The organism is Microbacterium oxydans (genome assembly GCF_900095745.1).
GTDB classification, from domain to species: Bacteria; Actinomycetota; Actinomycetes; order Actinomycetales; family Microbacteriaceae; genus Microbacterium; species Microbacterium oxydans_B.
The window spans coordinates 16,639-37,382 of sequence record NZ_FMIR01000018.1; the positions used below are offsets into that span (position 1 = coordinate 16,639).

Sequence of the window (20,744 nt, forward strand, 5' to 3'; positions counted from 1 at the left end):
GAATATGTTCGGACCCTGCCGGGTTGTCAAGATCATCCTTAAGACCGGCACGGCATACGCACCGGCTCGACGACGCACCGGAAGGAGGCTCCCCCGTGATCCAGGCGATCGACCGCGCGGCGAAGATCCTCGAACTGCTCCAGGGAGCACGCCACCTCGGCATCACCGACCTCGCCGCAGCACTCAGCCTGCCGCCGTCGACCGTGCACGGGATCGTGAAGTCGCTGCGCTCGCACGGCCTCGTCGCGAAAGAGCGCGGTGGACAGCGCTACATGCTCGGGCCGACGCTGCTGCGCCTGAGCAACGTGTACCTCGACACGCTCGACGTGCGTGCACGGGCCATGCGCTGGACGCAGGAGCTCGCTCGCCGCACCGACCTCTCGGTACGTCTCGGCGCCCCGCACTTCACCGACGTGCTCGTCATCCATCACAACCTGCGCCCCGACGACAGCCAGCAGATGCTGGAGACGGGCGTCGCCATCCCTGCGCACGCGTCCGCGATGGGCAAGGTGCTGCTCGCCTACGACCAGGGCTTCCAGCAGAGCGTCTTCGAGCAGCCGCTGCGCAGCCTCACGGGTGACACGATCACCGACGTCGCCCGCCTCACCCTGGAGCTCCCTGCGATCGCGGAGCGCGGCACCGCCGGCGAGTTCGACGAGGCCGTGCTGGGCGAGTCCTCGCTCGCCGCACCCGTCGCCGACGCCTCGAACGACATCGTCGCGGCAGTCGCGGTCGTGTTGCCGACCTCGCAGACGCCGGCCTCTGACGCCATCATGAACGCGTTGCGCGAGACCGCCAGGAACATCTCGCGGGAACTCGGAGCGACCTCGTGGCCGCCCCGCATCGCGCCCGCCGACGACTGAAGCCGCTCCGGCCCTGACTCAGCCGCGCAATGCCAGCGCGAACGGCAGCACCTGCGTCGCGCCGGACTGCCGCAGCACCCGGGCGGCGACCGTCATCGTCCATCGACTGTCGACCAGGTCGTCCACGAGAAGCACCGGTCCCGCCGGAACGTCGAGGTGCTCGGCACTGAACCGGTCCCAGAGGCCACCGAGCCGGAAGACGCTGTTGCCGCCCGGCTGCCCGGTAGGACCGCCGCCGACCGGTTCGAGCGCCCCGAGATAGGGCAGTCGTCCGACGTCGGCGAGGCCGCGCGCGAGCGAGTCGACGAGCAGCGGGTGCGACCGCGACGGCAGGGCGACCACGGCCACCGGCCGCTCGTCCCAGCCCCATCCGGCGAGCACACGGATGCAGGCCTGCAGCAGCTGCGGCGTCACCGGGGTATCCGTCGCCCCCGCGGCGAAGAGCTCGCGCAGCGCACCGCCCCACCCGAGGTCTGTGAGTCGAGCCAGCGCCCGTCCCTCTCCCGCCTGCTCGTCGACGGGGATGCGGCCCTTGACCGGCACCTCCAGGCGATCGGCACCGGTGGGCCAGGCACGACGGGGTTCAATCGGGACACCGACCCGGTCGAGCGACTCCGCGGCCTGCGTGGTCGCGGACTCCCCGATCTCGCGCGGGAACCATCCGCCCGCGCAGTTATCGCATCGCCCGCACGGCGCGGCCGTGTCGTCATCGAGCGCGCGCTGGAGGAACTCCATGCGGCATCCGTCGGTCTGCTCGTAGTCGATCATGTGCTGCTGCTCGGCGAGGCGCTCGGCGGCGATGCGCTCGTAGCGCTCGGCATCGTACGCCCAGGGCTCGCCCGTCGCGACCCAGCCGCCCTGCACGCGTCGCACCGCACCGTCGACGTCGAGCACCTTGAGCAGCAGCTCGAGCGGCGTCCGCCGGATGTCGACCATCGCCTCGAGTGCCGGCGTCGAGATCGGCGCGTCGCCGAGCGCGCCGATCACCCGCTCCGCGCGTTCGCGGTCGGGCATCGACGCGGTGGCGAAGTAGTGCCAGATGTCGCGGTCTTCGACGCCGGGGAGCAGCAGCACGTCGGCGCTCTCACTCGCGCGACCGGCACGGCCGACCTGCTGGTAGTAGGCCACGGGCGACGACGGTGCACCGAGGTGCAGGACGAAGCCCAGATCGGGCTTGTCGAACCCCATGCCCAGCGCACTGGTCGCGACGAGCGCCTTGACCTCGTTGCGCTTGAGCATCCCCTCGGACTCCGCGCGCTCGTCGGTGTCGGTCTGCCCGGTGTAGGCGCGGACGTCATGTCCGTGATCGCGCAGCAGCCGGGCCGTGTCGACCGCCGCGGCGACGGTCAGCGTGTAGATGATGCCCGACCCCGGCAGGTCGTCGAGGTGGCTCAGCAGCCACGCGAGCCGGCTCGCCGAGTCGCGCAGCCGCAGCACCCCCAACCGCAGCGACGTGCGGGCGAGCGGGCCGCGGATCGTGAGCACGGGTGCCGCGTCGCCCTCGGTCGTCTCTGCGGCCTGGAGGCTGCCGAGCTGCTCGGCGACATCGGCCACGACGCGGCTGTTCGCGGTCGCGGTGGTCGCCAGTACGGGCACATCCGCGGGCATCTGCGCGATCAGGTCACGCAGCCGCCGGTAGTCGGGGCGGAAGTCGTGCCCCCAGTCGCTGATGCAGTGCGCCTCATCGACCACGAGCATCCCGATGCGACGCACGAGTGCCGGCAGCTGCTGTTCGCGGAAGGCAGGATTGTTGAGCCGCTCGGGCGAGACCAGCAGCACGTCGACCTCGTCGCGATCGAGCTGAGCGAGCACGTCGGACCACTCGTGCGCGTTGGTGGAGTTGATCGCGACCGCGCGTACTCCCGCCCGCTCGGCGGCGGCGATCTGGTCGCGCATGAGCGCCAGCAGCGGCGAGACGAGCACGGTCGGTCCCGCGCCCTGACGTCGCAGCAGCAGCGTCGCCACGAAGTACACCGCGGACTTGCCCCATCCCGTGCGCTGCACCACGAGCGCACGCCGGCGCCCCTCGACCAGAGCCTCGATCGCCTCGTACTGGCCGTCGTGGAAGTCGGCATCCGGTCGGCCGACGAGCTCCCGAAGGGCTGACAGTGCGGCATCGCGGGTGTCGGCAGGAGCGAGGGAGGTCATGCCTCCACTCTGCCTCACCCCGCCGACACGGCCGGCCCCTCATCCCCAGCCCGCTCGCATCCCGGGCGCGCATCCGTCGTCTAGCGTGAAGGAATGATCACTCGCGAGCTCGCCGTCACCCTTCGAGAGGCCGGACTCGTCTGGCACCCGGCGGAGGGCGACCGCTTCCAGCTCGATCTGCCCGACGAGGTCGAACTCGAGGCGGAGGCCGAGATCTTCACGGTCAGCGAGATGACGATCGAGGCCAGGCAGACCCCGAGCGGAACCGACCTCGCCTTCAACGGCACGACCGAGTGGGCGCTCGACGCGGTGACGCTCGCCGACGCGGTGTGGCTACCGCGCGAAGACCAACTGCGCGAGCTCCTGCGCGGCACCTTCCGCTCACTGACGCGTGTCGAGGATGCCTTCCGCGTCGAGATCGAGATCGCGGACACCTCCGAGATCTTCGAGCATCCGGACCCGTCCGAAGCATATGGTCGCGCTCTGCTGGAGTTGATCTCCCGCTCGCACTGACCCGCGCTCGGGGGACGTGTTGAAACCGGCCATCCTCTGTGTCAGAATTACCTAACGATCGGTCAGTAAAGATGGCCTGATGCCGAGGAGTCGATGATGACCAGTCCCGCAGACCTGTCCCTCGTGGGCGAGATCTCCGATGAGGAGCGTCTCTTCGACGAACTCATCGCGAACGAGCAGCGCATCGAGCCGCGCGACTGGATGCCCGACGCCTACCGCAAGACCCTGGTGCGCCAGATCTCCCAGCACGCGCACTCCGAGATCATCGGCATGCAGCCCGAGGGCAACTGGATCACGCGCGCCCCGAGCCTCAAGCGCAAAGCAATCCTGATGGCCAAGGTGCAGGACGAAGCGGGCCATGGCCTCTACCTCTACTCCGCCGCGCAGACCCTGGGCACCACTCGCGACGAGATGATGGACCAGCTCATCAGCGGCAAGGCCAAGTACTCGTCGATCTTCAACTACCCGACCCCCACCTGGGCCGACATGGGCGCCATCGGCTGGCTCGTCGACGGGGCGGCGATCTGCAACCAGGTCCCGCTGTGCCGCGCGTCATACGGCCCCTACGGACGCGCGATGGTGCGGGTCTGCAAAGAGGAATCGTTCCACCAGCGCCAGGGCTTCGAGATCCTGCTCTCCCTCATGCGCGGTACCGACGAGCAGCGCGAGATGGCACAGGATGCCGTGAACCGCTGGTACTGGCCGAGCCTGGCGATGTTCGGGCCGCCCGACGACCAGTCCCCGAACTCGGCGCAGTCCATGAAATGGAAGATCAAGCGCTTCACGAACGACGAGCTGCGTCAGCGCTTCGTCGGGATGCTCGTGCCACAGGCCGAGATCCTCGGCGTGACCCTGCCCGATCCCGACCTGCGTTTCGACGAGGCGACAGGGCAGTACGTGATCGGCGAGATCGACTGGGACGAGTTCTTCGAAGTGCTGCGCGGCAACGGTCCGTGCAACGCCGAGAGGCTGGAGCGCCGTCGCACCGCGCATGAAGAGGGCGCCTGGGTGCGGGAGGCCGCGGCCGAGTATGCGCGCAAGCAGTCCCTGAAGACGAAGGCGGTGGCGTGATGGCGACTCCGGGAGCCGACGAACGCGAACCCTGGCCGCTGTGGGAGGTGTTCGTCCGCGCGAACCGCGGGCTGAGCCATGTGCACGTCGGTTCGCTGCACGCCCCGGATGCCGAGATGGCGATCCGCAACGCCCGCGACCTCTACACGCGTCGCGGCGAGGGCGTGTCTATCTGGGTCGCACCGGCTGAGGCGATCACGACGAGCGACCCCGACGCCAAGGGCGCCTACTTCGAGAGCCCCGTCGGCAAGAACTATCGTCACGCCGTGTACTACACGGCCTCCGAGGGGGTGCCGCACCTGTGAGCACCGCGCACCCGAACACCGCGCACGAGAACATCGACGTCCACGGCGACGTCCACGGTGATGTCTCGGTCGATGAGCTCCGCCTCTCGCAGGAGCTCTCCGGCACCGGCGCGGTCGCCGCATCGGCCGACATCGCGGAGTACGCGCTGCGCCTCGGTGACGACGCGCTCATCCTCTCCCAGCAATTGGGCGCCTGGATCTCCCGCGCCCCCGAACTCGAAGAAGACGTCGCCCTCGGGAACATCGCCCTCGACCTGCTCGGGCACGCGAGGTCCTTCCTGCACTACGCGGGGTCGTACGACGGGCGCAGCGAAGACGACCTGGCCTTCTTCCGCGACGAGCCCGAGTTCCGGTGCGCCTGGATCGTGCAGCAGCCCAACGGCGACTTCGCCCAGACGATCGCCCGGCAGTTCGTGGTGGCGACATACATGTTCGAGCTCTATTCGGCCCTCCGGGCGAGCAGCGACGAGACGTTCGGGGCGATCGCGGAGAAGTCCCTCAAAGAGGTCGACTACCACCGGGACCACGCGGTGCAGTGGATGCTGCGCCTCGCCGGGGGCACCGAGGAGTCCCGTACCCGGATCATCCGTGCGATCGGCGACGTCTGGCCGTATGTCGATGAGCTGTTCCGCGACGACGACCTGATCGAGCGTCTCGGTGATGCCGCGGTGCGCCCGTCGAGCCTCCGAGCCGGATTCGACGGCGTGGTCGACACGGTCTTCACCGAGGCGGAGTTGCCGGTCCCGGCGGTCGCGGCATCCTCCGCCGGCGGACGGCACGGTGCCCACGCGACGCCGCTCGGCCACGTCCTCGCCGAGATGCAGGTGCTCGCACGGCGGCATCCGGGGGCGTCATGGTGACCCTCACTCCGACCCAGGATGCCTGGCGCATCGCCGCTGCGGTCCCCGACCCCGAGGTGCCCGTCCTCACGATCGAGGACCTCGGTGTGCTCCGCGCTGTCGAGGCGGACGGCGATCGCGTGCGGGTCGACATCACCCCGACCTACAGCGGCTGCCCAGCGATGGACACGATCCGCGACGACGTCATCCTCGCGCTCACGGCGGCGGGATACGACCGGGTCGAGGTGCGCCTCGTCCTCTCCCCCGCCTGGACGACCGACTGGATGTCGGATGCCGGCAAGGCCAAGCTCGCCGCCTACGGCATCGCCCCGCCGTCCGGCCGCGCCGCGGTGTCGACCGGACCGATCCGGCTCTCGCTGAGCGTGCGCTGCCCGCGTTGCGGCTCCCTCGACACCCGTGAGGTGTCCCACTTCGGCTCCACCTCGTGCAAGGCGCTGTTCGAATGCCGGGCCTGCCTCGAGCCCTTCGACCACTTCAAGGTGCACTGACATGTCGCTCTTCACGTCCGCGCCGGCTTCCGTCCCCCGCGCGACGACCTCCCGCGAGACCGCTCCTCGAAAGCGCGCCCGCTTCCACACGCTCACGGTCGAGGACGTACGTCCGCTCACCGACGACGCGGTCGAGGTTTCGTTCACGGTGCCCGCCGCCCTGGCCGCCGAGTACGACCATCTGCCCGGCCAGTACGTCGCCCTGCGCACGACCCTCGACGGGGTCGAGGTGCGGCGTTCCTATTCGCTGTGCCGCGCGCCGGAGCACCGCTATGACGGGCACGACACGCGCCTCAGCGTCGCGGTGAAGCGCGACGAGGGCGGGCTGTTCTCGACGTGGGCGCAGACCGGACTCCAGCCCGGATTCGAGATCGACGTGATGAGCCCGCAGGGCACGTTCACCTCGGCGCTTCCCGACCTCGACGACCGGCACGTGGTCGGGATCGCCGCCGGCTCCGGCATCACGCCGCTGATGGCGCTCGCGCACACGGTGCTGACCCGGTCGGACACGTCGAGATTCACGCTGCTCTATACGAACCGGGCGACGCTGGACGTGATGTTCCTCGAGGACCTCGCCGACCTCAAGGATCGATACCCGACACGGCTCGTGCTGCACCATGTGCTCTCCCGAGAGCAGCGGGCGGCACCGGTGCTCTCGGGGCGGATCGACGACGAGAAGCTGCGCACGATCCTCGGCACGCTCATCCCTCCGGCCACCGTCGACGAATGGTTCCTCTGTGGACCGCTCGCCCTGGTCGACCTCTGTCGCGAGGTGCTGGCCGACGTCGGCGTCGACCGGTCGCACATCCGCTTCGAGCTCTTCACGACCGGAGACGAGCCGGCTCGCGCGGCCCGACCGGTGCAGGTGCGCGCCGGCGAGAAGACCGTGCGGATCGAGGTCACCCTCGACGGTGTCTCGTCGACGGTCGAGAGCCCGGTCGACGCGCACGAGTCGGTGCTGAACGCCGCCCTGCGCGTGCGCCCCGATGCGCCCTTCGCCTGTGCAGGCGGGGTCTGCGGCACCTGCCGAGCACGCGTGCTCGAGGGCAGCGTCACCATGACCGAGAACTACGCCCTGGAGCCGGACGAGCTCGAACGCGGGTTCGTCCTCACCTGCCAGTCCCACCCGACCAGCGACCGTGTGGTCGTCGACTACGACGTCTGACCAGGAGCCTTCATGATCGACCTCACCGTCGCCGACGACGTCGCGACGATCGTGTTGAATGCGCCGGCGAAACTCAATGCTCTCGACGAGCGGGCGCTGGCCGAGTTGGATGCCGCCTACGAGGCCGCGGAGGTCGCGGGCGTGCGTGCACTGGTGCTCCGCGGTGAGGGGCGTGCGTTCTGCGCCGGCCGGAACATCTCGGGCGTCGACCCGCGGAACGACGATGTACTCGGCTACCTCGGCGGGCTCGTCACCCCGCTGCTGCAGCGGATGGCGCGGTTCCCTGCGCCGACCTTCGCGGTGGCGCACGGCGCCTGTCTCGGCGTCGGCCTCGGCCTGTTGATCGCGACCGATGTCGTCTACGTCGCCGAGTCCGCGAAGATCGGCTCCCCGTTCGCCGCGCTCGGCGCGACCCTCGACTCCGGCGGCCATGCGCTCTTCCTCGACCGGCTCGGGGCGCACAAGACGCTCGACCTCATCTACACGGGACGCCTGATGAGCGGGGCGGAGGCCGTGGCATCGGGCCTGTTCTCGCGGGTCTTCCCCGACGATGAGGTCGTCCAGGCGACGACGGATGCCGCGGCCGCCGCCGCCCGCGGCGCCACAGCGGCGTTCCTGGCGAGCAAGGAACTGATCGCCCGCATCCGCGACGAGCGTCTCGCGCTGTGGGACGCGGTCGGCATCGAGAACGCGGCGCAGGCCGCCCTGTGCGACACCGATGACTACCGCGAAGGGTTCGCCGCCTTCCAGGAGAAGCGGAAGCCCGAGTTCCGCGGCCGCTGAGACGCGGCACCGACCCGATGTCGGAGGCCGGTGCGAGAATGCTCGGATGAAGCTCGCAGAGCTCGTCACCACGACCGACCGCGTCGGCGCCACATCGTCCCGGCTCGCCAAGATCGATGCCCTCGCCGAGCTCCTCGCGCGCGCCGATACCTCCGAGCTCCCGATCGTCGTGGGTCTCCTCCTCGCGGCACCGCGCCAGGGCAGGCTGGGCGTCGGATGGCGCGGGCTCTCGGCCATCGAGATCGCCCACTCCGACGAATCCACCCTGACGGTCGGCGATGTCGACGACTCGCTCGATGCCCTCGCCTCGACGTCCGGTTCGGGCTCGGCGGCGGGCCGCACCGGCATCCTCATCGATCTCGGCTCACGAGCGACCGCGGCTGAGTGGGACTTCCTCGTGCGTGCGATGCTCGGCGAGCTGCGCACCGGCGCACTGTCGGGCGTCCTCCTCGACGCGATCGCCCGGGCGGCCGACCGTCCTGCGGCTCTCGTCCGGCGGGCGGCGATGCTGTCGGGCGACCTCGGCGAGACCGCGCGCATCGCCCTCGCGGGGGCTGAAGGCGACCTCGAGGCGGTCGGGCTCCAGGTCGGGCGACCGGTGCTGCCGATGCTGGCGTCGACGGCGGCGACCGCGTCGGAGGCGCTGCAGGTCACCGGTGAAGCGTCCGTCGAGTACAAGCTCGACGGGGCCCGCATCCAGGTGCATCGTCATGGCGACGAGGTCGGCGTCTATACGCGGAGCCTCGCCGACATCACCCACCGCGTGCCCGAGATCGTCGAGATCGTGCGGTCGCTGCCGGTGCACGACATCATCCTCGACGGCGAGACGCTGTCGCTCGACGAAGACGGCGGGCCGCGACCGTTCCAGGAGACCATGTCGCGCTTCGGGGCCGAGGTCTCGCGGGAGCTCGTGCTGCGACCCTGGTTCTTCGACGTGCTGCACGTCGACGGACGCGACCTGCTCGACGAGCCGCTCTCGACGCGGCTGTCCGAGCTGGAACGCGTGGCCGGCGAATGGCGGATGCCCGGCATCGTCACGGCCGATGCCGACGCCGCCGAGCAGCTGTCGCGCGACGCCCTCGCCGCCGGACACGAGGGTGTCGTGGTCAAGGCGATCGACGCCCCCTACGCCGCCGGGCGCCGCGGCAAGTCGTGGGTCAAGGTCAAGCCGGTGCTGACCTTCGACCTGGTGGTCCTGGGCGCGGAGTGGGGCTCCGGGCGTCGTCGGGGCTGGCTCTCGAACCTGCACCTCGGCGCGCGCGACCCCGACGGCGAGTTCGGCGACCCCGGCGGATTCGTCATGGTGGGCAAGACCTTCAAGGGGCTCACCGACGAGCTGCTGCGGTGGCAGACCACCGAGTTTCCCGAGCACGAGTCGCACCGCACGGCATCCACCGTGTTCCTGCGCCCCGACATCGTCGTCGAGATCGCGATCGACGGTGTGCAGCGCTCCCCGCGATATCCGGGTGGCATCGCGCTGCGCTTCGCCCGGGTGAAGGGGTACCGACCCGACAAGACCGCGGCAGAGGCCGACACGATCCAGACGCTGCGGTCGCTGCTGCGGGGATGAACCGACGGGTGACCGTGGCTCAGGCCGAGGGTGCGAGACCCAGATCCTCTTCGCGCACCGTGCCCTGGAACGACCACGGGAAGTTGATCCACAGGTCGGTGTCCTTCCAGGCGAAGTCGGGCTGGATGATCGTCGAGGGCTTAGTGTAGATCGTGACCGACCGCACGTCGGCGCCCTTCTCCTGCAACAGCTGCACGGCCAGCGCGAGCGTGCGCCCCGAGTCGGCCACGTCGTCGACGAGCAGCACCCGGCGCCCGTCGAGGTATGCCATGTCGAGCTCGGGCGGAAGCACCTCGGGCGCATCGAGCACCGTGCCGATCCCGGTGTAGAACTCGACGTTGATCGCTCCGCAGTTCTTGGCACCGAGCCCGTATGCGATGGCTCCGGCCGGGAGCAGCCCGCCCCGAGCGATCGCCACGACCACCTCCGGCTCGAAGCCGGTGGCGAGGATGCTCCGCGCCAGCTCTCGTGTCGCCGCTCCGAAGCCGTCCCAGGTCAGTGTCTCGCGCTCGAGCGCCGCATCCGTCATCTCTGCATTCTCTCGCATCCTGGTATGCACTCTCGCCGCTAGACTGAGCGGGTCCGGCCCGGCCGGTGCCTGAAAAAGAGGCACGAAGCACTTCGCGAAGACGCGGAGGCGAGACACATACGGATCCGCATTTCCTCCGTCCCTGTCTCGAAAGGCTTTCGCATGCCCACCGTCTCCGCGCACGTCGCCCTCACTCTCGCTCAGCACATCGACTCCGTGTTCGGCGTGATGGGCAACGGCAACGCCTACTTCCTCGACGCCATCGAGACGCAGACGGATGCCTCCTTCACCGCCGTCCGCCATGAGCAGGGCGCCGTGGTCGCCGCCGACGCCCACTTCCGCGCGTCCGGGCGCATCGCCGCGGGCACCTCGACGTACGGCGCCGGGTTCACCAACACGCTGACTGCCCTGGCCGAGGCCGTGCAGGCGCATGTCCCCCTCGTGCTCGTGGTCGGCGACGAGCCCACCTCCGGCCCGCGCCCGTGGGACGTCGACCAGATCGCGCTCGCCTCCGCCGTCGGCGCCCGCACCTATACGGTCGGCCGAGCGGATGCCGCAGCCACCACGATCATCGCCATCGAGCACGCCCTGACCTACCGCGTCCCGGTCGTCCTCGCCATCCCCTACGACGTCGCGGCGCTCGAAGCCGGCGAGGTTCCGGCGGCCCCGTCGCCGCGGGTGCCCGCTCCGCTCGCGCCGCGTGGGGAGTTCGCCGAGGGGATGCTCGACGAGATCGCTGATGCTCTGCGCACCGCCCAGCGCCCGTTCCTCCTCGCCGGCCGCGGCGCATGGCTCTCCGACGCCAGCACGTCGCTGGGCGAGCTCGCCGCGGCGACCGGCGCGTTGACCGCGTCCTCGGCTCTCGGACGGGGTGTCTTCCCCGACACGCAGTACGACCTCGGCGTCACCGGCGGCTTCGGCGCGGACGGCGCGATGGAACTCGTGCGCACAGCCGATGTCGCCGTGGTGTTCGGCGCCTCCCTGAACCAGTTCACGATGCGGTTCGGCGAACTCTTCGCGCCGGGGACGCGGGTCTTCCAGGTCGACATCGCCCCCGCCGCCACCCATGCCCACGTCGGCGGATTCGTACGCGCCGACGCCCGCCTGGCCGCCGAGGCTCTCGTGTCACGGCTCGGTGGTTCCCTGTCGTCGAGCCCGTGGCGGGAGCGCGTCGACGTCGCGGCGGCCCGCATCTACGACGCCGGCGACGAACTCGCCACCGATGGACGCCTCGACCCGCGGTCGGCCGCGCGTCGCATCGCCGAGCTGCTTCCCGAGGACCGCATCGTGGTGTCCGACGGCGGCCACTTCATCGGCTGGGCGAACATGTACTGGCCGGTCGCCGCCCCCGACCGCATGATGATGATCGGCACGGCATTCCAGTCCATCGGGCAGGGCTGGCCGAGCGTCGTCGGGGCCGCTCTGGCCAGGCGCGAATCGACCGTCGTACTCACCTCCGGCGACGGCGGCGGGCTGATGGCGATCGCCGACCTCGAATCTGCGGTCCGCGCGGCCGGTGGCCGGGGCATGGCCGTCGTCTGGAACGACGCGGCGTACGGCGCCGAGGTGAACCTGTATGGCCTCAAGGGCCTGGCCGAGGGACCCATGCGCATCCCCGAGGTGGACTTCGCCGCGTTCGGCGCCGCCGTCGGTGCCGAGGGCGTGGTGGTGCGCACGCTCGCCGACCTCGACCGCCTCGAGAGCTGGGCCGCCGAGGATGCCTCCACCCGCCGCTTCCTGCTCCTCGACCTGCGTATCTCCGGGGATGTCATCGCTCCCTACCAGCAGGAGATCATCCGCGTGAACTCCTGACGCGACTGGCAGACTCGGATGATGCCGGGTCTCCATCACGTCGAACTGTGGGTCGCCGACCTCGATGCCGTGCGCACCGAATGGCGCTGGATCCTCGATCGTCTGGGCTTCACGCTCGACAGCGAATGGTCCGACGGGGAATCCTGGGCTGCGGGCGGGACCTACCTCACCTTCACGACCTCGCCGAACCTGTCGGATGCCGCGCACGACCGCCGCCGCGCCGGGCTCAACCATCTGGCGTTCCACGGTGGCGACCCCGCTGCTGTGGATGCGCTCATGGCCGAGGCCCCGACGCACGGTTGGCTCCCTCTCTACGCCGAGCGCTACCCGCACGCCGGCGGCGAACAGCACTACGCGGGTTGGCTCGAGAACGCCGCGGGCTTCAAGGTCGAGGTGGTCGCCGATGTCGCGTCGACACGGACGCAGACGCCGGCGACCACCGCCGTCTAGCCCTGAGCTCCGTAGTCGGGCAGTTCCTGCAGCGTCCAGGTATTGCCGTCGGGGTCGTCGAAGGACACGAACCGCCCCCAGTCCAGGTCTTCCACACCTTGCGCCTCTACGCCGAGACCTCGCAGGTGCGCCAGCGCCTCATCGGCATCGGGCACCACGACCTGGATCGAGTTCTGCTGCCCCGGCTCCAGATCGTTCCCGAGGCCCGTGCCGAAGGCGATCGAGCAGGCCGAACCCGGTGGAGTCATCTGCACGAACCGCAGCCCCTCGACGGGGGTCTGGTCGTGGTCGGCGTGGAAGCCGATCTTCTCGTAGAAGGCCTTCGACCGGTCGACATCCGAGACCGGGACGAAGATGAGTTCGATCTTCCAATCCATCACGCACTCCTCCTGTCGGGCGCCGTCGCCCATCGGCGTCCACGGTACGCGCGGCCACCGACATCGCACCAGAGCGGTCGGTGACCGATACTGGTCGGGTGACGCGACGTCGAGAGCATGACCGGATGCCCCTGATTCTCGACGCCCTCTGCCTGGCACGTGACGACGCCCCCGTGCGTCGCCTGATCGATGCATTCGGCGGCGACCCCGTGGCGACCACGGAGCGCAGCATCGGCGAACCCGCCGTGCTCTCGCAGCATCTGCTGTTCGAGTCGGGCGGAGAGATCGTGCTGCACGACGACGCGGTCGTCGCCGTGATCCTGCATCTCACGCCGACGCCGTTCACTCCGCGTGGCCTCGACGCCGCGGAGTGGCTCCCGGGGGTCGACAACGATGCGACCTTCGCCGACTTCAAGGCGACGTTCGACGTCCCCTGGAGGTTCGCCGACGGGGACCGCTACTTCGTCCTCGAGGCAGCGTATCTGCGCCCGGAGTTCGTGAAGCACGGGGGCCGTCGCGCCGGAGACCTGCAGCGCGTGGCCATCACCGTGGATGACCCGAAGGAGACGTGCCGTCCGGCCGACGAGGACTGCCCGGTGTGCCGCGAACTGATCGTGCGCACCGGCGACGGCTCCTTCGATGTGGACGGCACCGTCGACGCTCTCCTGGCGGGGGTCGAGGCGGGAGTACTCAGGGAGTCCAGCGGAGCCGTCAGCCTCGCCGATCTCCGGCTGCTCCACGCCTCCGCCCTGATGGAGCGGGTCGAGAGCCAGGTCACGTGCACCGCGTGCGGCCGGGTCGCCTGCCTCACCCTGTATCGCGATTCCTCCCCGACCTTCGGGTACCACCCGCTGGATGCCGCGATGCGACGGCCCCTCGAAGCCATCCCTCCCGTCGAGGAGTGGAGCGACGCCGCGCGCATCGCCGAGGCGCGCGATGCGATGCGCTACGTCGATCACGAGCCCGGCTCGTGGTTCCTGGTCGAACAGCAGGGCGACCTGTACCTCGACTCCCGGTACACGATCACCTCGATGGCCGAGGACTCGTGCCTGATCCGCCTGGATGAGGCCGAGCGTCAGGAGTATCACGAAGCCGGCCGCGACAGCCTCACCGGACTCGCCCAGCGCATCGACCGCAGCGGCCCGCACCGCGAGGAGTCTCCCTTCCACCGGAGGAACCTCCGGCATCACCCGGACGGCGGAAGGGACTACTCCGCCGAAGTCCGGGCCGCGATCGCCGGGCACAACTGGCTCGCCCGGCAGAAGCAGGCCGCGGCACAGCGAGCCCACACCGCATCCGCGTGACGGCTGAGCGTCAGATCCAGCCCTTGTCGAGGGCGATCCGCACGGCCTGCGCCCGGTTCGCCGCGCCCGTCTTCCCGATCGCCGCCGAGAGGTGGTTCCGCACGGTTCCGGCCGACAGGAACACCTCCGCCGCGATAGCCGCCGCCGACCGCCCGTCCGCGGCGAGGCGCAGCACCTGACGCTCCCGGTCGCTCAGCGGGTTGGCGCCGTCGAACAGGCTGTCGGCCGCGAGCGCCGGGTCCAGCACGCGCAATCCGGAGTGCACCCGGCGCACGGCTTCCGCCAGCTGCTCGGCGGGAGTGTCCTTCACGATGAACCCGCTGGCTCCGGCATCCAGCGCCGAGCGCAGGTAGCCGGGGCGCGCGAACGTGGTCACGACGAGGATGCGCGTGTCCGGACTCACCTCGCGGATGCGTCGCGTCGCCTCCACGCCGTCCATGTCGGGCATCTGGATGTCCATCAGACACACATCCGGCCGCAGCTCCTCAGTGAGCCGCAGCGCCTCCGCGCCGTCGGCTGCCATGCCGATCACGGTGAGGTCCGACTCCAGATCGAGCAGCGCACCCAGCGCCCCGCGCACCAGCGCCTGGTCATCCGCGATCAGCAGCCGGATGCCGCCGGCTTCCCCTGCTGTCGTCACCAGGTCACCTCCACCCGGGTCCCTGAGCCCTCGGCTTCACGCGCCGCGGTGATATGGAAACCCGCACCCGCCTCCGCCGCGCGTTCGCGCATGCCGCGGATCCCGTTGCCCGCGCCATCACCTGCGCCCTCCGCCAGGCCGATCCCGTCGTCTTCGACCACCAGCCGCCCCGGCGCCAACAGCACTCGCACGGTGCGCGCCTCGGAATGGCGCAGTACGTTGGTCGTCGCCTCGCGCAGGATCCAGCTCGCGGTGATCGCCTGCACCGGAGACAGAGCCGCCGGCTCCCCGTCGACGCGCAGGTCGATGTCCGCCGCACGGAGAGAGTCCCGCGACGAGGCGAGCTGCTCGACGAGCGTCGTCGCCCGTGCACCGGCCACCGACGACCGCACCCCCGCGATCGCCTCCGCGGTCAGTCGTTCGATATCGGCGAGCTCGGCCTTGGCCCGCTCCGGATCGGAGTCCATGAGCCGGCGCACGAGCTGCGCCTTGAGACCGACGACCGTCAGCGAGTGGCCGATCAGGTCGTGCACGTCGCGGGCGACGGCTTCGCGACCCTCACTCGTGGCCAGCTCGAGCCCGAGCTGTTCGGCCTCAGCGGAGCGGATGATGAGCCAGGTCGACACCGTGTTCACCACGCCGAGCAGCCCGATGATCGCCAGCACCGAGAGGTAGCTGAGGCCTCCGGGAAGGAGGAACACACACAGAGCCGCGACGATCACGGCTGCGGCTGTCGTGATCCAGTGCCACACGCGCGTCAGCCCGTACGAGGCGAACGACATGATGAACGGCAGGAAGCTGAGCGCCGATCCGCCCTCGGCCGGCACCGAGACCAGCACGCAGACGATGAGGACCACGAACGTGGCCCACTGTCGTGTCGACGGCGGCCTCCCCAGTCCTCCACCGCCTCGCATGCCGTGCATGAAACCGGTGACGTACAGCACGACGAAGACGACCAGTGCGATCCAGCCGACGACGATCCACGCGAGCGGCGCTTCGGAACGCAGCAGTGCGATCACCGGGTACACGAGGAAGACCAGCCAGATCACGGCCATCAGCCAGCCGAACCGCGCCCAGGGATCCTTTCCCACCGGCCCACGCGGGGCCCGCGCTCCCGGAGCCGACCACGCGGCCGGCGGTGCTCCCAGGGCGGCGAACCGCCGGGCCTCCTCGGATGCTTCCGAGGAGGCCCGCTTCGAGTGCTGCGTCATCCGTCCAACCTACTGTCGTCGCCCGATCTGGCCGGCGTCTTACTGCCGCGCCCGGGAGCGCTTCATGCCCAGGGTGACCAGCAGCACGAACAGTGCGAGCCACACGGCGACGTTGAGGAACAGCATCCACAGCTCATCCGTCTGCCCGGTGGTGAGGGTGCCGTCGGTCAACGGCCAGCGGCTCAGGGCGACGAAGCCGTAGAGAGGTGTGAACCGGGCGATGTCGAGCATCACCCCGTCGAGGGGCATGAAGACGTTGCCGAAGAACGCGAAGAACGTCATCGAGATCGAGGCGAGCGCCGCGGCCGAGTCGGAGCTGAAGAACAGGCCGACACCGAGCCCGAACAGTCCGTACATCAGGCCGATGCCGAGGATGATGCCCGCGGTCGCCACCCAGCGCCAGCCGTCCTCTACCTCCGCGCCGGTCATCATGCCTGCGGCGAAGACCGCCACCAGTGCCAGCGCCGCGAAGGCGACGGAGGTGAGCAGTTTCGTCAGCGCATAGCCCGCGGTCGTCAGCGGCGTCATGGCGAGTTGGCGCCCCCAGCCCTGCTTCGCCTCGGTCGCGGCGAGCGAGGTCAGAGAGCTCATCGCGACCGCCGTGCCGTACGCGGCCATCGAGGTCATCACGTAGAACGAGACGTTGCCGTGCCCGGCCGAGAGCGAACCGAAGCCCATCCCGGCTCCGAACAGCAGGTACATCGCTACCGGCATCGCCAGGGTGAACGCGAGCGTGTAAGGGTTGCGCAGCTGGCGGACGCCTTCGATGCGCAGCATGGTGGGTGAGACGAGCATGTCAGTTCTCCGTCAGAGCCGTGAAGGCGGTTTCGAGGGTGGGTGCGGCGATCTCCAGGTCGTGAGCGCCGTGTTCGAGCAGGATGCGGGCGGCGGCGTCGGAGTCCGCGGCCCGCAGGCTGAGACGATCTCCGTCGAGCCGCACGTCGACCACGCCTTCTGTCGCGCTCAGCGTCGCGACGAGCGCCGCTCCGTCCTCTCCGACCGTCGCGGATACGCTCCGCTCCCCGAGGCTCGCTCGCAGCAGCGCGGTGGGCGCATCCGCGACGACGGCGCCGCGGTGCATCACCACGGTCCGACGGGCGAACTGCTCCGCCTCCTCCAGGTAGTGCGTGGCGAAGATGATCGTGCGTCCGGCATCCGCATCGGCCCGCATCACGTCCCAGAAGTGCCGCCGGGCCGTGACGTCCATGCCGGCCGTGGGCTCGTCGAGCACGAGGATGTCGGGGTCGGACACCATCGCGAGCGCGAACTTCACCCGCTGCTGTTCTCCCCCCGAGCACTTGGCAACGCGGCGGCGGGCGAGGTGTTCGAGGTCGGCACGGGCCATGACCTCGGGCACCCGGGCGGCCGCTTCCGCTCCGTACAGCGAGGCGATGAGGCGCACGGTCTCGCCCACGGTCAGGTCGCCCAGCAGGCCGCCGGTCTGCAGCACCGCGCCGATCGCTCCGCTCGAGGTCGCCTGCTCGGGTGTGACGCCGAGCACCCGGACGCTGCCGCTGCTGGGCTGAGTGAGCCCGAGGAGCATGTCGAGAGTCGTCGTCTTGCCCGCACCGTTCGGGCCGAGCAGCGCGACGACCTCGCCGCGGCGGATCGACAGGTCGACCCCGCCGACGGCCTGCACACGGCGGTCGCCCGAGCCGAAGTGGCGCGTGACGCCCTTCAGTTCGAGGACGACCGGATCATGGTTCGGGGCTTCGGATGCCGGACGCGCGGTGACCCGCGTCGCCGACCCGTCCACGGAGGAGTTGTTCATGCCTCCAGCCTCGCGGGATGAGCATCACGACGCCGGAGGGAGGTGTCATCTCCTCGGCATGACACGTGTCATGCCGAGGAGATTCAGCGCGCCGGGAGCAGTGCCCCGTCGAGGAAGCCTGCGAGCTCGTCCACCGCATCCAGCGGCAGGACGGCGGCGACGTACTGGTCGGGTCGCACGACGACCACCACGCCGTCACGTGAGAGCTCACGTGCCGCGAAGATGTCGGTCTCGCACCACTTGCTGGGGCCCGCCGCATAGACCTTCTCCCAGTCGGTGAGGCCGAGCGGACCCGTCTTCGGCTGGAACAGGGCCGGCGCCGAGGTGACCTCCACCTCCTCGAAGGGCTGCTGGTACACGGCCTTCACATCGAACACGGCGTCGACGTCGGCATCCGCGGGAGTGAAGCGCGCGAACAACGGAGCGGCCTCCGCTGCCCAGGCGGCGAGCGCCTCGCCGGTGCGGTCGCCGAAGGCGTAGACGCGCCAGCGGCCGTCCGCCTTCGCGTGGTGTCCGAGGTGGGTGACGTTACCGTCGCCCACGCGCATGACCTCGGCCGACTTGAAGCGCTTGCCGAGGGGGTAGCCGACGGCGAGCGCCTGGTGGGCGTCGGCGCCGGTGATCATCGACGAGGTGTACTGCGTCATGAAGCCCGACGGGAACTCGGCCGTCGCGAGGTAGTAGGTCGCGAGGTCGCCGGGGTCGGAGATCTCCTCGGGCTTGCGCGCCATCAGGCTCGACCACTCGCGGTCGAAGTCGATGAGCTGCTGCGCCACCGGACGCCGCTCGGCGCCATACGTCGCCAGCAGCGCCTCCGGAGCGCGGCCGGTGAGCACCGAGCCGAGCTTCCAGCCGAGGTTGAAGCCGTCCTGCATCGAGACGTTCATGCCCTGACCGGCCTTGGCGCTGTGCGTGTGGCAGGCGTCGCCGGTGAGGAAGACGCGCGGCGTGCGTCCCGACTCGTCGATCACGTCGTCGAACCCGTCGGTGACGCGGTGGCCGACCTCGTAGACGCTGTGCCAGGCGACCTCACGCACATCGAGGGTGTAGGGGTGGAGGATCTCGTTGGCGCGGCGGATGATCTCCTCGATCGGCGTCTGCCGCACCCGGTGGTCGTCGTCCGCGGCGACCTCGCCCAGGTCGATGTACATGCGGGAGAGGTAGCCGCCCTCCCGCGGGATGTGCAGGATATTGCCCGCTTCGGAGTTGATGGCGCACTTGGTCCGCCAGTCCGGGAAGTCGGTGTTGACGAGCACGTCCATCACGCCCCACGCGTGCGCGGCGGAGGCGCCGACATGCGTGCGCCCGATCGCCTGTCGCACGCCGCTGCGAGCGCCGTCGCACCCGGCGACGAACTTGGCGCGGATCGTCCGCTCCTCCCCTGCGCGCTCGCCTGCGACGTAGCGGATGCGCACCTCGACCGGGTACTCACCCTCCTCGTGCACGGTGAGCCCCACGAACTCGACCCCGTAGTCGGGGGCGATGCGGCCGGGGCCGTTCGCGGCCGCCTCGGCGAAGTAGTCCAGCACGCGCGCCTGATTGACGATCAGGTGCGGGAACTCGCAGATGTCGTAGGCGTAGTCGGCGGTGCGCGAGGTGCGGACGATCTCGTCGCGCTTGTCGGGGTTCGGGCCCCAGAAGTTCATCCAGCCGATGTTGTAGGCCTCGGCGATGATCCGCTCGGCGAATCCGAAGGCCTGGAAGGTCTCGACGCTGCGCGGCTGGATCCCGTCGGCCTGTCCCAACGGGAGGCGGCCGTCGCGCTTCTCGATGATGCGGGTGGAGATGCCGGGGTACTGCGACATCTGGGCGGCGAGGAGCATCCCGGCCGGCCCGGAACCGACGATCAGCACGTCGAGCTCATCGGGGAGGTCGGTCGGCCGGTCGAGCCCGACGCCGGCGGCGTCCTGCACGCGGGGGTCTGCGGAGACGTAGCCGTGGTGGTGGAACTGCATCGTCGTCGATTCCTTCCGGACTTCTTCGTCGGTCCTGCGCTACGGGTCTTGCGCTCAGGGGTGATGTGTTCTATATTCGAACACACTGTTCTACTATTGAACACAGCCTAAACCGCTGTGCCGGTGATCGCAAGGGAGCGCACGCATGCCCGAGACCCCGAGCGCCTCCCCCGCCTCGCAGACGCTGAGTCGCGGCATCCGCATCCTCGAAGTCCTCGCCGACGCCCGTGGCCCCCTCACGATCGATGAGATCGCGACCCGTCTCGGCGTGCACCGCTCGATCGCGTATCGCCTGCTGCGCACTCTCGAGGATCACGGGCTCGTCACGCGGGATGCGGCAGGAGCGGTGAGCCTCGGCGCCCGCATGGCGGCACTCGCGGCCGGCGTCGCGCACGATCTGCAGGCCGAGGCGCTCCCCGAGCTCACCGCGATCGCCAACGAGCTCGGGATGACGTGCTTCCTCGCCGTGCTCGACGGAGCCGAGTGCATCACGCTGGCCAGCGTCGAACCGCGGCACGCCGTCGCGAGCGTCGCCCAGCGCCCCGGCGCCCGGCATCCGATCACCGTGGGCGCCCCGGGTAAAGCGATCCTCGCCCAGCTGCCGAGCGCCGAATGGCCCGCCGAAGCTCCCGCGTCACTGCCCGCCGACGTGGAGGCCACCAGAATCCGCGGCTATGCCACCAGTCACGACGAGGTCATCCCCACGGTGCAGTCCGTGGCCGTGCCGCTGGTCCTGCGGAGTCAGCGCCTGGCCGCGATCGCCGTGGTGCATGTGGCGACGGATCTCGACGACGCCCAGATCGCCGCGCGACTGCACCGCTCGGCCGCCGTCATCCGCGAGGCGCTCGACGGCTGATCGCCCGGTCGCGGCGGGGGCGGAACGACGAGAGCGTGCGCCTACTCGGGACGCACGCTCTCGATCGGATGCC

General features: G+C 70.0%; 21 protein-coding genes. 13 read left to right on the forward strand and 8 right to left on the reverse strand.

Annotated elements, in window-relative coordinates; genetic code table 11:
- Nucleotides 1-95: 95 nt before the first annotated feature.
- Entirely contained in the window at nt 96-863 is a 768-nt protein-coding gene (locus BQ2383_RS12830; RefSeq protein ID WP_091034617.1) for an IclR family transcriptional regulator, read from the forward strand.
- An 18-nt stretch (nt 864-881) separates the two neighbouring features.
- On the opposite strand, the gene BQ2383_RS12835 is transcribed toward BQ2383_RS12830, so the two are convergent.
- Nucleotides 882-3,011, reverse strand: coding sequence for a RecQ family ATP-dependent DNA helicase (locus BQ2383_RS12835; RefSeq protein WP_091034620.1), 2,130 nt, complete (start codon nt 3,009-3,011; stop codon nt 882-884).
- A 93-nt stretch (nt 3,012-3,104) separates the two neighbouring features.
- On the opposite strand from BQ2383_RS12835, the gene BQ2383_RS12840 reads away from it, so the two are divergent.
- The 8 genes from BQ2383_RS12840 to BQ2383_RS12875 all read left to right on the forward strand — a co-directional run bounded on the left by BQ2383_RS12840 (nt 3,105) and on the right by BQ2383_RS12875 (nt 9,766).
- On the forward strand, nt 3,105-3,524 hold the full coding sequence (locus tag BQ2383_RS12840) for a pilus assembly protein CpaE (protein ID WP_091034623.1): 420 nt from the start codon (nt 3,105-3,107) through the stop codon (nt 3,522-3,524).
- 96 nt (nt 3,525-3,620) lie between these two features.
- Entirely contained in the window at nt 3,621-4,595 is a 975-nt protein-coding gene (gene paaA, locus BQ2383_RS12845; protein WP_091035850.1) for a 1,2-phenylacetyl-CoA epoxidase subunit PaaA, read from the forward strand.
- A complete protein-coding gene (paaB, locus tag BQ2383_RS12850; RefSeq protein ID WP_091034626.1) occupies nt 4,595-4,900 on the forward strand; it encodes a 1,2-phenylacetyl-CoA epoxidase subunit PaaB in 306 nt (101 codons plus the stop codon). The genes paaA and paaB overlap by 1 nt, the downstream gene beginning before the upstream one ends.
- Entirely contained in the window at nt 4,897-5,760 is an 864-nt protein-coding gene (paaC, locus tag BQ2383_RS12855; protein ID WP_091034628.1) for a 1,2-phenylacetyl-CoA epoxidase subunit PaaC, read from the forward strand. Before paaB ends, paaC begins: the two co-directional genes overlap by 4 nt.
- Complete coding sequence (paaD, locus tag BQ2383_RS12860; protein ID WP_091034631.1) at nt 5,754-6,248, forward strand: 1,2-phenylacetyl-CoA epoxidase subunit PaaD; 495 nt, start codon at nt 5,754-5,756, stop codon at nt 6,246-6,248. The genes paaC and paaD overlap by 7 nt, the downstream gene beginning before the upstream one ends.
- Nucleotide 6,249: 1 nt before the next feature.
- Complete coding sequence (gene paaE, locus BQ2383_RS12865; protein ID WP_091034633.1) at nt 6,250-7,413, forward strand: 1,2-phenylacetyl-CoA epoxidase subunit PaaE; 1,164 nt, start codon at nt 6,250-6,252, stop codon at nt 7,411-7,413.
- 12 nt (nt 7,414-7,425) lie between these two features.
- Nucleotides 7,426-8,196, forward strand: a complete 771-nt coding sequence (locus BQ2383_RS12870) for an enoyl-CoA hydratase/isomerase family protein (protein ID WP_091034636.1) — start codon at nt 7,426-7,428, stop codon at nt 8,194-8,196.
- A gap of 46 nt (nt 8,197-8,242) precedes the next feature.
- The gene (locus tag BQ2383_RS12875) at nt 8,243-9,766 is read left to right on the forward strand and encodes an ATP-dependent DNA ligase (RefSeq protein ID WP_091034639.1); all 1,524 of its coding nucleotides are present in this window, start codon (nt 8,243-8,245) and stop codon (nt 9,764-9,766) included.
- A gap of 19 nt (nt 9,767-9,785) precedes the next feature.
- Here the strand turns inward: BQ2383_RS12875 and BQ2383_RS12880 are convergent, their stop codons facing one another.
- Nucleotides 9,786-10,295 (reverse strand): phosphoribosyltransferase, encoded by a 510-nt coding sequence (locus BQ2383_RS12880; protein ID WP_091034642.1) that lies wholly within the window; start codon nt 10,293-10,295, stop codon nt 9,786-9,788.
- A gap of 162 nt (nt 10,296-10,457) precedes the next feature.
- Here BQ2383_RS12880 and BQ2383_RS12885 point away from each other — a divergent pair, with 162 nt between their 5' ends.
- Both BQ2383_RS12885 and BQ2383_RS12890 read left to right on the forward strand, forming a co-directional pair.
- The gene (locus BQ2383_RS12885) at nt 10,458-12,107 is read left to right on the forward strand and encodes a thiamine pyrophosphate-binding protein (RefSeq protein WP_091034645.1); all 1,650 of its coding nucleotides are present in this window, start codon (nt 10,458-10,460) and stop codon (nt 12,105-12,107) included.
- Between the two features lie 21 nt (nt 12,108-12,128).
- Nucleotides 12,129-12,557: a VOC family protein gene (locus BQ2383_RS12890; RefSeq protein WP_091034648.1), complete on the forward strand. Its 429-nt coding sequence runs from the start codon at nt 12,129-12,131 to the stop codon at nt 12,555-12,557.
- On the opposite strand, the gene BQ2383_RS12895 is transcribed toward BQ2383_RS12890, so the two are convergent.
- Nucleotides 12,554-12,934: a VOC family protein gene (locus BQ2383_RS12895; protein ID WP_091034652.1), complete on the reverse strand. Its 381-nt coding sequence runs from the start codon at nt 12,932-12,934 to the stop codon at nt 12,554-12,556. The genes BQ2383_RS12890 and BQ2383_RS12895 overlap by 4 nt on opposite strands.
- 125 nt (nt 12,935-13,059) lie before the next feature.
- Between BQ2383_RS12895 and BQ2383_RS12900 the strand changes: the two genes are divergently transcribed.
- Complete coding sequence (locus BQ2383_RS12900) at nt 13,060-14,238, forward strand: hypothetical protein (protein ID WP_091034654.1); 1,179 nt, start codon at nt 13,060-13,062, stop codon at nt 14,236-14,238.
- A gap of 10 nt (nt 14,239-14,248) precedes the next feature.
- Here the strand turns inward: BQ2383_RS12900 and BQ2383_RS12905 are convergent, their stop codons facing one another.
- The 5 genes from BQ2383_RS12905 to BQ2383_RS12925 all read right to left on the reverse strand — a co-directional run bounded on the left by BQ2383_RS12905 (nt 14,249) and on the right by BQ2383_RS12925 (nt 19,815).
- Nucleotides 14,249-14,878, reverse strand: a complete 630-nt coding sequence (locus BQ2383_RS12905) for a response regulator transcription factor (RefSeq protein ID WP_091034657.1) — start codon at nt 14,876-14,878, stop codon at nt 14,249-14,251.
- The gene (locus tag BQ2383_RS12910; RefSeq protein ID WP_091034659.1) at nt 14,875-16,089 is read right to left on the reverse strand and encodes a sensor histidine kinase; all 1,215 of its coding nucleotides are present in this window, start codon (nt 16,087-16,089) and stop codon (nt 14,875-14,877) included. Before BQ2383_RS12910 ends, BQ2383_RS12905 begins: the two co-directional genes overlap by 4 nt.
- 39 nt (nt 16,090-16,128) lie before the next feature.
- A complete protein-coding gene (locus BQ2383_RS12915; protein ID WP_091034661.1) occupies nt 16,129-16,884 on the reverse strand; it encodes an ABC transporter permease in 756 nt (251 codons plus the stop codon).
- Between the two features lies 1 nt (nt 16,885).
- Nucleotides 16,886-17,860, reverse strand: a complete 975-nt coding sequence (locus BQ2383_RS12920; protein WP_091034664.1) for an ABC transporter ATP-binding protein — start codon at nt 17,858-17,860, stop codon at nt 16,886-16,888.
- 83 nt (nt 17,861-17,943) lie between these two features.
- On the reverse strand, nt 17,944-19,815 hold the full coding sequence (locus tag BQ2383_RS12925) for an FAD-dependent monooxygenase (protein WP_091034666.1): 1,872 nt from the start codon (nt 19,813-19,815) through the stop codon (nt 17,944-17,946).
- 145 nt (nt 19,816-19,960) lie between these two features.
- Between BQ2383_RS12925 and BQ2383_RS12930 the strand changes: the two genes are divergently transcribed.
- The gene (locus BQ2383_RS12930; RefSeq protein WP_091034669.1) at nt 19,961-20,671 is read left to right on the forward strand and encodes an IclR family transcriptional regulator; all 711 of its coding nucleotides are present in this window, start codon (nt 19,961-19,963) and stop codon (nt 20,669-20,671) included.
- Nucleotides 20,672-20,744 lie beyond the last annotated feature (73 nt).